General features: G+C 70.4%; 9 protein-coding genes. 7 read left to right on the top strand and 2 right to left on the bottom strand.

Annotated elements, in window-relative coordinates:
• Window positions 1-169 precede the first annotated feature (169 nt).
• From ACFC8N_RS05715 to ACFC8N_RS05700, 4 genes are all read left to right on the top strand, one after another.
• The gene (locus ACFC8N_RS05715) at window positions 170-1258 is read left to right on the top strand and encodes a substrate-binding domain-containing protein (protein WP_376286741.1); all 1089 of its coding nucleotides are present in this window, start codon (window positions 170-172) and stop codon (window positions 1256-1258) included.
• A gap of 36 nt (window positions 1259-1294) precedes the next feature.
• Window positions 1295-2074, top strand: a complete 780-nt coding sequence (locus tag ACFC8N_RS05710) for an ATP-binding cassette domain-containing protein (protein WP_376286739.1) — start codon at window positions 1295-1297, stop codon at window positions 2072-2074.
• A gap of 5 nt (window positions 2075-2079) precedes the next feature.
• Window positions 2080-3351, top strand: a complete 1272-nt coding sequence (locus ACFC8N_RS05705; protein ID WP_376286736.1) for a sugar ABC transporter permease — start codon at window positions 2080-2082, stop codon at window positions 3349-3351.
• A gap of 125 nt (window positions 3352-3476) precedes the next feature.
• Window positions 3477-4580, top strand: coding sequence for a sugar ABC transporter substrate-binding protein (locus ACFC8N_RS05700; RefSeq protein ID WP_376286733.1), 1104 nt, complete (start codon window positions 3477-3479; stop codon window positions 4578-4580).
• Between the two features lie 156 nt (window positions 4581-4736).
• Here ACFC8N_RS05700 and ACFC8N_RS05695 read toward each other — a convergent pair whose 3' ends face one another.
• The gene (locus ACFC8N_RS05695; RefSeq protein ID WP_356021694.1) at window positions 4737-6266 is read right to left on the bottom strand and encodes a UDP-N-acetylglucosamine 1-carboxyvinyltransferase; all 1530 of its coding nucleotides are present in this window, start codon (window positions 6264-6266) and stop codon (window positions 4737-4739) included.
• Between the two features lie 370 nt (window positions 6267-6636).
• On the opposite strand from ACFC8N_RS05695, the gene acnA reads away from it, so the two are divergent.
• The 3 genes from acnA to ACFC8N_RS05680 all read left to right on the top strand — a co-directional run bounded on the left by acnA (window position 6637) and on the right by ACFC8N_RS05680 (window position 11024).
• Window positions 6637-9354, top strand: coding sequence for an aconitate hydratase AcnA (gene acnA / locus ACFC8N_RS05690; protein ID WP_376286730.1), 2718 nt, complete (start codon window positions 6637-6639; stop codon window positions 9352-9354).
• A gap of 187 nt (window positions 9355-9541) precedes the next feature.
• A complete protein-coding gene (locus ACFC8N_RS05685) occupies window positions 9542-9685 on the top strand; it encodes a hypothetical protein (RefSeq protein ID WP_376286727.1) in 144 nt (47 codons plus the stop codon).
• Between the two features lie 319 nt (window positions 9686-10004).
• Entirely contained in the window at window positions 10005-11024 is a 1020-nt protein-coding gene (locus ACFC8N_RS05680) for an ATP-binding protein (protein WP_376286724.1), read from the top strand.
• Here the strand turns inward: ACFC8N_RS05680 and ACFC8N_RS05675 are convergent.
• Window positions 10985-13654 carry a SpoIIE family protein phosphatase gene (locus ACFC8N_RS05675; protein ID WP_376286721.1) on the bottom strand — a complete coding sequence of 890 codons (2670 nt, stop codon included), beginning with the start codon at window positions 13652-13654 and terminating at the stop codon, window positions 10985-10987. The genes ACFC8N_RS05680 and ACFC8N_RS05675 overlap by 40 nt on opposite strands.
• Between the last annotated feature and the right edge of the window lie 241 nt (window positions 13655-13895).

The following is a 13895-nucleotide window of genomic DNA, read 5'->3' as shown; positions in this document are numbered from 1 at the left end:
AGCGGGTTCGCAGTTCACCGTGGCCGGTGTCACACTGACGGCGTGGTCGTTCTGCCGCTTTCGCCCGGTCCGGGCGGGTGTGGGCCGAGACCCCGCCTCGCCCCGGTGGGCCATGCTGCCGCACCGCCGTTGCAGCCGCGTGGCTCCAGGGAGGAAGGAGGCCTCGCGCATGAAAGCCTGCGTCCGGGACACCGCCCTTGCCCTGGCCGCGGTCTCGACGGCCGTGTCCCTCACCGCCTGCGGACCGGGCGCCGGGAACACCTCCGGCGCAGGGAGCGCGCGGAAGATCGGCGTGCTGCTGCCGGAATCCACCACAGCCCGCTGGGAGACGCAGGACAGGCCCCTGCTGGAGCAGAGGATCCGGCAGCTGTGCGGCGACTGCACGATCGAGTACGCCAACGCCAAAGGTGACGTGGCCATTCAGCAGGAACAGATGGACTCGTCGATCGCCAACGGGGTCGATGCCATCGTGCTGACGGCCGTCGATGCCAGGGCCATGGGCGCCTCGGTCGGAAAGGCAGCCGCCGCGCACATCCCGGTCATCGCCTACGACCGCCTCGCCGAGGGCCCGATCTCGGGCTACGTCTCCTTCGACGGTCAGGAGGTCGGCAGGCTCCAGGGCAGGGCACTGCTGACGGCCATGGGCGCCAAGGCGCACGGCGGCCGGATCGTGATGATGAACGGCGACCCCGGCGACCCCAACGCGCTGTCGTTCAAACAGGGCGCACTGTCCGAACTCCGGGGGAAGGTGACGATCGCCAAGGAGTACGACACCCCCCAGTGGAGCACGGAGGCGGCGAACCGGAACATGTCCGGAGCCATCGCCGCCCTGGGCGCCGGCAGCATCAACGGCGTCTACGCCGCCAACGACGGCCTCGCCGCCGGCAGTATCGCCGCCCTCAAGGCCAACAAGGTCAGCCCGCTGCCCCCCGTCACCGGGCAGGACGCCGAGCTCGCAGCCGTACGGCGCATTGTCAGCGGCGATCAGTACATGACGGTCTACAAGCCGTTCGGACCCGAGGCCGCCGCCGGCGGCGCCATGGCCGTGGCCGCCGCGCGTGGTCAGCGCCTCGACGGGGTGGCCACCAGGCGGGTGAAAACCCGCAGCGGCGCGGAGGTTCCGGCCGTGCTGCTCACCCCGGTGCCCGTGACCCTTGCCACCATCAAGAACACCCTGGTGAAAGACGGCGCGTACACGCTCGAACAGATCTGCGCCCCGCCACTCGCGGACGACTGCCACAAGGCCGGGCTGGCCTGACAGGCGGGACCGGCAGGCCCCGGGCCCGGGAAGGAGATGGTTCTCTTGCCGCCCCCCTTGCTCGCCCTGCACGGTGTGTGCAAGCGCTTCGGCGTCGTCGAGGTCCTCCGGGACATCGAGCTGGAGATCCACGCCGGCCAGGTCCTCGCCCTGCTCGGCGACAACGGTGCCGGCAAGTCCACCCTGGTCAAGGTGATCTCCGGGGTCGCCCCCGCGGACAAGGGGAGCATCGAGTGGGAGGGCCGGCCCGTTCACATACGGCGTCCCCAGGAAGCCCGGGACCTCGGCATCGCCACCGTCTACCAGGACCTGGCGCTGTGCGGAGGCCTCGACGTCGTCGGCAACCTCTTCCTCGGACGGGAGATCCGCAGGTTCGGCTTCCTCGACGAGGTGGAGATGGAGCGCCGCACCGGACAGCTGCTGGCGCGCCTGACCCGGAGCGTCCCCGATCTGCGCGCCCCCCTGGTGTCACTGTCCAGCGGCCAGCGGCAGACCGTCGCCGTCGCCCGCTCGCTCCTCGGCGACCCGCGCGTCCTCCTTCTGGACGAACCGACCGCGGCGCTGGGGTTCGAGCAGACCACCGAGGTCCTCGACCTCGTCGACCGTCTCCGCGACCACGGCCTGGGGATCCTGCTCATCAGCCACAACTTGGGCGATGTGAAGGCTCTCGCGGACCGGGCCGCCGTGCTGCGGCTCGGCCGCAACAACGGCTTCTTCGACGTGAGCACCGCCTCCCAGGAGCAGATCATCTCCTCCATCACGGGCGCCACGGACAACGCGCCCCGCCGGCCGGCCCACCGCGAGGCCGAGTGGTGAAAGGGATGCGTGACATGCCGGACGAGACGCGGGCCGATCCCGCAGCAGCCACCGCAGAGGCCCGTCAGCGCCGGGCCAGGAGGGCCGTCACCCGTGCGGCGGCGGGCTGGATCGCCGTCCGGCGGCGCAGGCTGAGCGCCGGTGAGCTGGGCTACCTTCCCGTCACCCTCGTTCTCGCCGCGGTCTGGATCATCTTCCAGTGCATCAACTCCGCCTTCCTCTCGCCCCGTAACCTGTCCAACCTCAGCGTGGACATCGTGGGCACGGGCCTCATCGCGGTCGGCATGGTCTTCGTGCTGCTGCTCGGTGAACTCGACCTGTCGGTCGGCTCGATCAGCGGGCTCGCCGCCGCGGTCTTCGCGGTGCTGAACGTCAACAACGGCGTGCCGGAATGGCTTGCCCTGATCGCCGCCGTGCTGACGGGCACCGCGGCAGGAGCCGTCCAGGGGTACTCCGTCGCCAGGACCGGGGTGCCGGCCTTCGTGGTCACCCTCGCCGGGCTGCTGACGTGGAACGGCCTCATGCTCGCCATCCTCGGCACCAGCGGCACCGTCAACCTCGACGAGAACGGGCTCATCGCCCACCTGACCAGCTACTACTTCACCAACGCCGGCGTCGCCTACGCGGTGGCGGCACTCGCCACAGCTCTGGTCTTCCTCACCTCCTACCGGAACAGGCGCCGTCGCAGGGCCGTCGGCATGTCGCACCGCCCGCTGCACACCATCGGGGTGCGCACAGGAGTAGTGGCGGTGATCGCGTTCGCCTCCGCCTATCTGCTGAACCAGTTCCAGGGCCTGCCGCTGGCTCTGCTGATCTTCCTCGCCGTCGTGGCGGGCCTCGACATCGTGCTCCGGCGCACGCTCTGCGGACGGCAGGTCTACGCGCTGGGGAGCAGCATCGAGGCGGCCCGTCGCGCCAGCCTCAGCGTGACCGGCGTCCAGACGGCCGTGCTCGCGGTCTCCGGCACCCTGGCGGCGACCGGCGGCCTGTTCCTGGCCTCGCGCATCACGTCGGTGAGCCAGAGCTCCGGCTCCGGCGTCCTGCTGCTCAACGCCATCGCCGCCGCCGTCATCGGCGGCACCAGCCTGTTCGGAGGACGCGGTACGACCTGGTCCGCAGTGCTCGGCATCCTGGTCATCCAGTCGATCGCCTCGGGCATGGCCCTCACTGACACGCCCACCGCCGTCCAGCTGGTGATCACGGGCGGGGTGCTCTTCGCCGCGGTGGTCGTTGACTCACTGTCCCGACACACGCAGCAGGCGCACGGGCGCGCCTGACACGTCCACGGGCGGCGTCGGCGCTGTCCACAGCGACCTGGGCGTGGCGTCGGGGCCGGATACGATGAGAGGTTTCCGCATGTATGTTGGATGAAGGGACGATTTGCACAGATAAGAAAGTACCGATGAGGCTCAGATCCGTCCTCTGCTCCACTGCTTCCGCCCTCTCCGCACTGGTGCTGCTCAGCGCCTGCAGCGGCGGCTCCGGCGTCACGGCCCCGTCGAGCGGCGGCCAGCCGCTGGTCGGCGTCGAGTACCCGCGCTCCGACACCGACTTCTGGAACGCGTACATCAAGTACACGCCGGAGTACGCCAAGCAGCTCGGCCTCTCGCTCAAGACCACCAACTCGCAGAACGATGTCGCCAAACTCGCCGCCAACGTGCAGACACTCATCCTCCAGGGCGTCAAGGGCATCGCGATGGCCCCGCAGAGCACATTCGCCATCGCGCCGATCCTGGCGGAGTTGCAGGCGGCGAAGATCCCGGTCGTCACCATCGACACCCGACCCGACACCGGCAAGGTCTACATGGCGGTCCGCGCCGACAACCGCGCCTACGGCGAGAAGGCATGCAAGTACCTGGGCACCAAGCTGGGCGGCAAGGGCAAGGTCGTGATGCTGGAGGGAGACCTCGCATCGATCAACGGCCGTGACCGCACCGGGGGGTTCAACGACTGCATGAAGAAGAACTACCCGGGCATCAAGGTGTTCGGCGAGGCCACCAACTGGGACGGCGCCGTCGCCGCGCAGAAGCTCCAGACCGACCTGACGGCCCACCCGGACGTCAAGGGCATCTACATGCAGTCCAGCTTGGCGCTGTCCGGCACGCTCCACGTGCTCAAGCAGCAGGGGCTGTTCGTCGGCCCGAAGGACAAGAAACACGTGTTCGTCGTCTCCAACGACGGCATCCCCAGGGAGCTCAAGGACATCTCCAACGGCACCATCGACGCCACCGTGTCCCAGCCGGTCGACCTTTATGCCGAGTACGCCCTGTACTACCTGAAGGCCGCGATCGACGGGAAGACGTTCAAGCCCGGCAGGACCGACCACGAGAGCACCATCGTGCGGGTCCGCGACGGACTTCTGGAAGACCAGCTCTCCGCCCCGCTCGTCACCGCCGACGGCGGCACGTACGGCGGCGTCCCCAGCCTCAAGAGCACCGACTCGTCTCTGTGGGGCAACAGCCTCGGGTCTGTCCGGCCAACGGCCCTGTCTCGCATTCGGCGGTGACGGAGCGTGCCGCTGTGCGGCAACGCGCTGCGCAGCGACCGGAAGACTTCGGGCCCGGCCGAAAGTCCCACAGAGTCCCAGAGGCGCCGCCACCTCCCGCCCGCCTCGCGTTCATGCAGGTCAGGATGGGTGTGGCGGCGCTTTTTCTGAAGAGTGTCAGATGTCCCGGAAGATCTCGATCTGCGCCCCGATGGAGTTGAGCCGCTCGGCGAGGTCCTCGTAACCGCGGTTGATGACATACACGTTGCGCAGCACCGAGGTGCCCTCCGCCGCCATCATCGCCAGCAGGACGACCACGGCGGGGCGCAGCGCCGGCGGGCACATCATCTCGGCGGCGCGCCAGCGGGTCGGGCCCTCGACCAGGACTCGGTGCGGGTCGAGAAGCTGGAGGCGGCCGCCGAGGCGGTTGAGGTCGGTGAGGTAGATCGCGCGGTTGTCGTAGACCCAGTCGTGGATGAGGGTCTGGCCCTGCGCGGTCGCCGCGATCGCCGCGAAGAACGGGACGTTGTCGATGTTCAGGCCCGGGAAGGGCATCGGGTGGATCTTGTCGATCGGCGCCTCCAGCTTGGAGGGGCGGACCGTGAGGTCGACCAGGCGCGTACGGCCGTTGTCCGCGCAGTACTCGGGGCTGCGGTCGTGGTCGAGGCCCATCTCCTCCAGGACCGCCAGCTCGATCTCCAGGAACTCGATGGGGACCCGGCGGACCGTCAGCTCCGACTCCGTCACCACGGCGGCGGCCAGCAGGCTCATCGCCTCGACCGGGTCCTCGGAGGGGGAGTAGTCCACGTCGACGTCGATGTTCGGCATGCCGTGCACGGTCAGCGTCGTCGTGCCGATCCCCTCGACCTTGACGCCGAGCGCCTCCAGGAAGAAGCACAGGTCCTGGACCATGTAGTTGGAGGAGGCGTTGCGGATGACCGTCACGCCGTCGTGCCGGGCGGCGGCCAGCAGCGCGTTCTCGGTCACGGTGTCGCCGCGCTCGGTCAGCACGATCGGACGGTCGGGGCGGACCGTGCGGTCGACCCGCGCGTGGTACTGCCCCTCGGTGGCCGCGATGTCCAGACCGAACCGGCGCAGCGCGATCATGTGCGGCTCGATGGTCCGGGTGCCCAGGTCGCAGCCGCCGGCGTACGGCAGCTTGAAGGCGTCCATGCGGTGCAGCAGCGGGCCGAGGAACATGATGATCGAGCGGGTGCGTACGGCCGCCTCGGCGTCGATCGCCGCGATCTCCAGCTCGGCCGGCGGCACCAGCTCCAGGTCGACGCCGTCGTTGATCCAGCGGGTGCGCACGCCGATGGAGTTCAGCACCTCCAGGAGGCGGTACACCTCCTCGATGCGGGCCACCCGGCGCAGCACCGTGCGGCCCTTGTTGAGCAGCGAGGCGCACAGCAGCGCCACGCAGGCGTTCTTGCTCGTCTTCACGTCGATGGCACCGGACAGCCGGCGGCCGCCGACGACCCGCAGATGCATGGGACCGGCGTACCCCAGCGACACGATCTCGCTGTCCAGCGCCTCACCGATGCGCGCGATCATCTCAAGGCTGATGTTCTGGTTGCCCCGCTCGATGCGGTTGACCGCACTCTGACTGGTGCCGAGCGCCTCCGCGAGCTGCGTCTGTGTCCAGCCACGGTGTTGCCGGGCGTCACGGATGAGCTTGCCGATGCGTACGAGGTAGTCGTCTGACATGAGACTGAGGCTATCTCAGATATGAGATGGCGCCCGTCAGGGGGGTCCATTCGAGTGATGTCGCGTCAGTGACCAGTGAATTCACGGGCGATGGGGCCATCTGGGTGATTTGTCCGTTAATCGCGGTTAGTTGCGAAAACGGGGAAGGTGTGGTTCGTGTCGCCGAAAAACGGCAGGGTTCGGCCCGACCCGGCATGACCATCCGGCGGCCATGTACTAGAGTTATCTCGACATCGAGATATCTGCCAGGCGCACCGCACCCCGCCACCCGCTAAGGGTTACCTAACTTAGCTTTACCTTAGCGGATCGGTCAGACCGGCGTGGCGGCACGATTGACGGTGGTACGCGCACATCAATGAAGGAGACTGTCGTGTCGGCGAACAGCTTCGACGCCCGCAGCACGCTGCAGGTGGGCGACGAGTCGTACGAGATCTTCCGGCTGGACAAGGTGGAAGGCTCGGCCCGCCTTCCGTACAGCCTGAAGGTGCTGCTGGAGAACCTGCTCCGCACCGAGGACGGCGCGAACATCACCGCCGACCACATCCGTGCCCTCGGCGGCTGGGACTCCCAGGCCCAGCCCAGCCAGGAGATCCAGTTCACGCCGGCCCGCGTGATCATGCAGGACTTCACCGGCGTCCCCTGCGTCGTGGACCTCGCGACCATGCGTGAGGCCGTGAAGGAACTGGGCGGCGACCCGGCGAAGATCAACCCGCTGGCCCCGGCCGAGCTGGTCATCGACCACTCCGTCATCGCCGACAAGTTCGGCACCAACGACGCCTTCAAGCAGAACGTCGAGCTGGAGTACGGCCGCAACAAGGAGCGCTACCAGTTCCTGCGCTGGGGCCAGACCGCCTTCGACGAGTTCAAGGTCGTCCCGCCGGGCACCGGCATCGTCCACCAGGTGAACATCGAGCACCTGGCGCGGACCGTCATGGTCCGTAACGGCCAGGCCTACCCCGACACGCTCGTCGGCACCGACTCGCACACCACCATGGTCAACGGCCTCGGTGTGCTCGGCTGGGGCGTCGGCGGCATCGAGGCCGAGGCCGCCATGCTCGGCCAGCCGGTCTCCATGCTCATCCCGCGCGTCGTCGGCTTCAAGCTGACCGGTGAGCTCAAGCCGGGCACGACCGCCACGGACCTCGTCCTCACCATCACCGAGATGCTGCGCAAGCACGGTGTGGTCGGCAAGTTCGTCGAGTTCTACGGCGAGGGCGTCGCCGCCACCTCCCTGGCCAACCGCGCCACCATCGGCAACATGTCGCCGGAGTTCGGCTCCACCGCCGCGATCTTCCCGATCGACGGCGAGACCCTGAACTACCTCCGCCTGACCGGCCGCTCCGAGCAGCAGGTCGCGCTCGTCGAGGCCTACGCCAAGCAGCAGGGCCTCTGGCTGGACCCGAAGGCCGAGCCGGACTTCTCCGAGAAGCTCGAGCTGGACCTGTCGACCGTCGTTCCGTCCATCGCCGGCCCGAAGCGCCCGCAGGACCGCATCGTCCTCGCCAACGCCGCCGAGCAGTTCAAGCAGGACGTCCGCAACTACGTGGACGACGCCGACGAGGCGGGCAAGGAGTCCTTCCCGGCCTCCGACTCCCCGGCCGTCCACCCGAACGGCTTCCCGTCCAACCCGGTTCCGGTCACCGCCCCCGACGGCACCACCTACGAGCTGGACCACGGTGCGGTGACGGTCGCGGCCATCACCTCCTGCACCAACACCTCGAACCCGTACGTCATGGTCGCCGCCGCGCTGGTGGCCAAGAAGGCGGTCGAGAAGGGCCTGACCCGCAAGCCCTGGGTCAAGACCACCCTCGCCCCGGGCTCCAAGGTCGTCACCGACTACTTCGAGAAGGCGGGCCTGACCCCGTACCTCGACAAGGTCGGCTTCAACCTGGTCGGTTACGGCTGCACCACCTGCATCGGCAACTCCGGCCCGCTGCCGGAGGAGGTCTCCAAGGCCGTCAACGACCACGACCTCGCGGTCACCTCGGTCCTCTCCGGCAACCGGAACTTCGAGGGCCGGATCAACCCCGACGTCAAGATGAACTACCTGGCCTCCCCGCCGCTGGTCGTCGCGTACGCTCTGGCGGGCTCCATGAAGGTGGACATCACCAAGGACGCCCTCGGCACCGACCAGGACGGCAAGCCGGTCTACCTGTCGGACATCTGGCCGACCGAGGCCGAGGTCAACGACGTCGTCGCCAACGCGATCGGCGAGGACATGTTCAACAAGTCCTACGCCGACGTCTTCGCCGGCGACGCCCAGTGGCAGTCCCTCCCGGTCCCGACCGGCAACACCTTCGAGTGGGACACCGAGTCCACCTACGTCCGCAAGCCCCCGTACTTCGAGGGCATGGGCATGGAGCCGGCCCCGGTCGAGGACATCGCGGGCGCCCGCGTCCTCGCCAAGCTCGGCGACTCGGTCACCACCGACCACATCTCGCCCGCCGGTGCCATCAAGGCCGACACCCCGGCCGGCCAGTACCTCACCGAGCACGGTGTGGAGCGTCGTGACTTCAACTCCTACGGCTCCCGCCGAGGCAACCACGAGGTCATGATCCGCGGCACGTTCGCCAACATCCGCCTGCGCAACCAGATCGCGCCGGGCACCGAGGGCGGCTACACCCGCGACTTCACCCAGGCCGACGCGCCGGTGTCGTTCATCTACGACGCCTCGCGCAACTACATCGAGCAGGGCATCCCGCTGGTCGTCCTGGCCGGCAAGGAGTACGGCTCCGGCTCGTCCCGCGACTGGGCCGCCAAGGGCACCGCGCTCCTCGGCGTCAAGGCCGTCATCGCCGAGTCGTACGAGCGCATCCACCGCTCGAACCTCATCGGCATGGGCGTCCTGCCGCTCCAGTTCCCGGAGGGCCAGTCCGCCGAGTCCCTCGGCCTGACCGGTGAGGAGACCTTCTCCTTCGCCGGCGTCACCGAGCTGAACAACGGCACCACGCCGCGCACGGTCAAGGTCACCACCGACACGGGCGTCGAGTTCGACGCGGTCGTCCGCATCGACACCCCCGGTGAGGCCGACTACTACCGCAACGGCGGCATCATGCAGTACGTGCTGCGCAACCTGATCCGCAAGTAAGCGGTCGCGCAGGGCAGTTGAGGGCCGCCTCCCCGGTGACGGGGAGGCGGCCCTTCGCCGTGCCCGGGCCGGGTCATCACCGGCCCTCAGGCTGAACACAGGGTTCCCCCAGCGAACCGGAACAGAATCCGTACATGTCTGACACCCCCGGGTCCCGGAGATGAGCCCCCGACCGAGGGGCCGCTCGTTGCGTACCCGCCTCCTGCTCCTCGTCACCGCCACCCTCGTCGGCGTCCGCGCCGTCCTCGCGCTCACCGCCGTCCTCGCCCAACACGCCTTGCTCATGGGCGCGTTGGACGACCGGTCGGCGCCGCCGCCGCAGCCGGGGTGACCGGCGCCGCCCGCCATCCGTCCCGCCCCGCCGACCTCGCCTTCCTCGGCACCGGCGGCCACCCGGACGGACTGCTCGCCGCCCGCTTCGACACCGGCGGTGTCGTCCTGGCCGCCGAGGTCGTCCGCGCGGACGACGGCCCGCGCCCGCTCCGCGCCGCCCGGTGCGCCGCCCTCACCGGCGTCCCCGACGACGGCTCGGCCCACACCCGCACCGTCCCCGGACTCGGCGCCTACCGCGTCACCGCCCTCGGCGCCGACGGCATCCGCGTCCTGGCCGGCCTGCCCCAGGACGACGTACGGCACACCTCGGCCAGTTCGTGCGCATCGGGGCCGCGGCCGCCGGCACCGTCCTCCTCCTCGCGGGCGCCGGCTGCGCCCTCGCCGTCCGCCGCCGGCTGCACCCGCTCGGCCACCTCGCCGCCACCGCCGCCGAGGTCGCCCGGACCCCGCTCACCCCCGACCGGCCCGCCCAGCCCGCCCGCATCCCCGCGCCCGACGCCGACCCCGGCACCGAGACCGGCCAGATGGGCGCCGCCCTCAACCGCATGATCGACCAGGTCGAGGCCGCGCACGCCGCACGCCGACGCGGCGAGGAGCGCGTCCGCCGCTTCATCGCCGACGCCGGCCACGAACTGCGCACCCCGCTCGCCTCCATCGCCGGCTACGCCGAGCTCATGAACCGAGCCCCCGGCCCGGGCGGCGCCGACCCCGCCTGGCGCCGGACCGGCACCGAGTCCGCCCGGATGACCGGCCTGGTCGAGAACCTCCTGCTGCTCGCCCGCCTCGCCGAGGACCCGCCCGCGCAGACGCCGACGGTGGACCTCGCCGTGCTGGCCGCCGAGGCGGTACGGGACGCCCGATCCACCGGCCCGGACCATGTGTGGCGCCTCGAACTCCCGCCGGAACCAACGCCGTTGGTCACCGGTGACGCACCGCGCCTGAAGCAGGCGCTGTCCGCCCTGCCGGCCAGCGCCCGGGTGCACACCCCGCCCGGTACGAGGGTCACCGTCACCGTCGGCAGCACGGCCGGCCGGCCCACCGTCCGGGTCCGCGACGACGGCCCCGGCATCCCGCCCGCCCTGCCGCCCACCGTCTTCGACCCCTTCACCCGCGCCGACCCGTCCCGCACCCGCCGGGGCCTCGCCGAGGGCGGCTCCGGACTGGGCCCCGCGGTGGCGCCGGCGATCGAAGCCGCCCACCGGGGCCGCCTTGACGTCCGCAGCGAGCCGGGCCGCACCGGGTTCAGCATCGGGCTCCCCGCCGCGCGGCAGCCCCGCCCGCCCGGCCCCGCGGTGGGCTACGGCAGCGCCTGCTCCGCCCAGATCACCTTGCCCTGAGGGCTGTACCGGACTCCCCAGCGCTCGGTCATCTGCGACACCAGGAACAGCCCTCGGCCGCCCTCGTCGGTCGTCGCGGCGTACCGCAGATGCGGCGAGGTGTTGCTCCCGTCGGCCACCTCGCAGATCAGCGCGCGGTCGCGGATCAGCCGCAGCCGGATCGGATCGGATCCGTAGCGGATGGCGTTGGTGACCAGCTCGCTCAGGACGAGTTCCGTGGCGAAGCCCAGCTCGTCGAGGCCCCACTCCGCCATTTTCGCGGTCACGGCCAGGCGCATGTCCGACACGGCGGCCGGATCGCGGGGCACGTCCCACTCGGCGACCCGGTCGGGCGCCAGCGCCCGGGTGCGCGCGACGAGCACCGCGACGTCGTCCGTGGGCCGCCCGGGCAGCAGCTCGTCCAGCACCGCCTGGCACATCTCGTCCGGCGACCGGTCCGGGTGCCGTGTCAGCGACTGCCGCAGCAGCTCCATGCCCACGTCCAGATCGCGGGTGCGGTCCTCGATCAGACCGTCGGTGTACAGCACCAGCCGGGTGTTCTCGGCCAGCTCCAGCTCGGCCGTCTGGAACGGCATGCCCCCGATGCCGAGCGGGGGACCGGCCGGCAGCTCGGCGAAGGCGACACTGCCGTCGGGGTGGACCAGCGCCGGTGCCAGATGCCCCGCCCGCGCCATGGTGCAGCGGCGTGTGATCGGGTCGTAGATCGCGTACAGACAGGTCGCGCCGGCGATCTCCCCTGTCGCCTCCGCACAGGCCTCGTCCTGGTCGATCCGGCCGACGAGGTCGTCGAGGTGGCTCAGCAGCTCGTCGGGCGGCAGATCGAGGGTGGAGAAGTTGTGCACCGCGGTGCGCAGCCGTCCCATGGTGGCGGCCGCGTGCAGACCGTGGCCGACGACATCGCCGACGACCAGCGCCACCCGGCTGCCCGGCAGGGGGATCACGTCGAACCAGTCCCCGCTCACCCCGGACTGCGCGGGAAGGTAGCGGTACCCGACGTCGAGGGCGCTCTGCTCGGGCAGCGCGCGCGGCAGCAGGCTGCGCTGCAGGGTGACCGCCAGCGCGTGCTCACGGGCGTAGCGGCGGGCGTTGTCGATGTTGACCGCGGCGCGCGCCACCAGCTCCTCGGCCAGCGACACGTCCTCCTCGTCGAAGGGGTCCCGCTTGGCCCGGTAGAAGTTCGCCATGCCCAGGACGACGCCGCGGGCGCGGATCGGGGCGACGATCAGCGACTGGATGCCGTACTCCAGGATCGCGCGGGAGCGCTCGGGGTCCTGGGCCTGCCAGTCCGGCGCGGCGGACAGGTCGGCCACCAGCTCGGAGCGGCCGCTGCCGTACCCCCGGGCCTGGGGAGTGATCGGCAGGAAGTCGATCAGCCGGTCCTTCTCGTAGAGCGGATGGTCGTCCCGGATCCCGCACATGGCGATGCGCCGCAGGTCCGTCGCGGTGGCGGCCGGCTCGTCGCCGTACAGCACGGCGTCGGCCAGGTCCACCGTGACGAAGTCGGCGAACCGCGGTACGGCGACCCGCGCCAGCTCGTCCGCGGTGCTCCCCACGTCGAGGGTGGTGCCGATGCCCACACCGGCGTCGTACAGCAGCTTGAGCCGCTCCCGGGCGACCTCCGCCCGGCCGGACAGTGCCTGCAGTTCGGTGGTGTCGCGCAGGGTCACCACGGTGCCTCCGGGGCCTCCGGCGCTGTCGGTGGGGCGCTGGTTGACCGCCAGCAGCCGCTCCCCGGCGAAGAGCACCTCGTCGGTGGCCTCGCGATGGGAGACGAGCAGTTCCACGACGTCCGGATCGAGGTCCGGCAGCTGCGACGGGTGGCGTCCCTCGACCTCGGCGGGCAGGTCCAGCAGCCGCTTGGCCTCGTCGTTGACCAGCAGCAGCCGCCCGTCGGCACCGACGATGAGCACGCCTTCGCGCACGGAGTGCAGCACCGTGTCGTGGTGCTCGTACATGCGGGTCATCTCGTCGGGCGCCAGGCTGTGGGTCTGCCGTCGCAGGCGCCTGCCCACCAGCGCCGTGCCGCCGGTCGACGCCACGAGCGCCCCGGCCCCCGCCGTCAGGATGATCGGCAGCTGCCGGTTGACCGCGTTGGTGATGTTCTTGACCTTCAGCCCGGCGGAGACGAGGGCGACCACCTTGCCGTGGGCGTCGTCGACCGGAACGGTCGCCTGCTCCTCGTGGCCGAGCGGGCCGTGGACGCTCTCCGTGTAGACCTTGCCGGCCAGCGACGGCGCGATCTGGCCCACGAACCGGTGCCCGATCTTGCTGGGGATCGGGTGCGTGTAGCGGATGCCGTGCGTGTCCATGACGACGATGAAGTCGACGCCCGCGGCCTTGCGCGTCGTCTCGGTGATCGGCTGGAGGATCTTGGACGGATCGGGCGTGCGCAGCGCCGGCAGGAGGCCGGGGGAGTGGGCGAAGGTCTGGGCGACGGCGATGGACCGGCGCCTGGCCTCGGCGCCGGTGTCCCGTTGCGACTGGAGGAACAGGGCGAGGACGCCGCAGATGACGAGGACCACGACCAGCGCCACTTGCAGGACCATGACCTGCCCGGCGACGCTCCGCGGGCTCTTGCCGATCACAGAGCGCCAGGAGAGACGCCTGAATCGCTCAGGCATGTCCGACATGCGGCCTTTGTAGCACTCATGTTCGCCGGGTGGCTATGGCTGGTCCGCGACTCGGACAGCTCTGGGCGGACCCGGTGCTCAGGACGCACCGGGTCCGCGAGCCGGGCGGGCGAGGGGGGTGGGTGTGTCCGCCCGGATGGTGCCGGCTTGCGGCGACAACGTTGTCTTGCCCCTGACCATGACTCTACCGGCCCGACCGCGAAGGACGTCAACCCGCTTGAGGTAGCTCGACCGGGTGATC

The sequence above is a fragment of the Streptomyces sp. NPDC055966 genome, assembly GCF_042269865.1.
GTDB lineage: Bacteria > Actinomycetota > Actinomycetes > Streptomycetales > Streptomycetaceae > Streptomyces.
The sequence above is the reverse complement of the archived record's forward strand: the minus strand, read 5'-3'. Positions and strand labels throughout refer to the sequence as shown.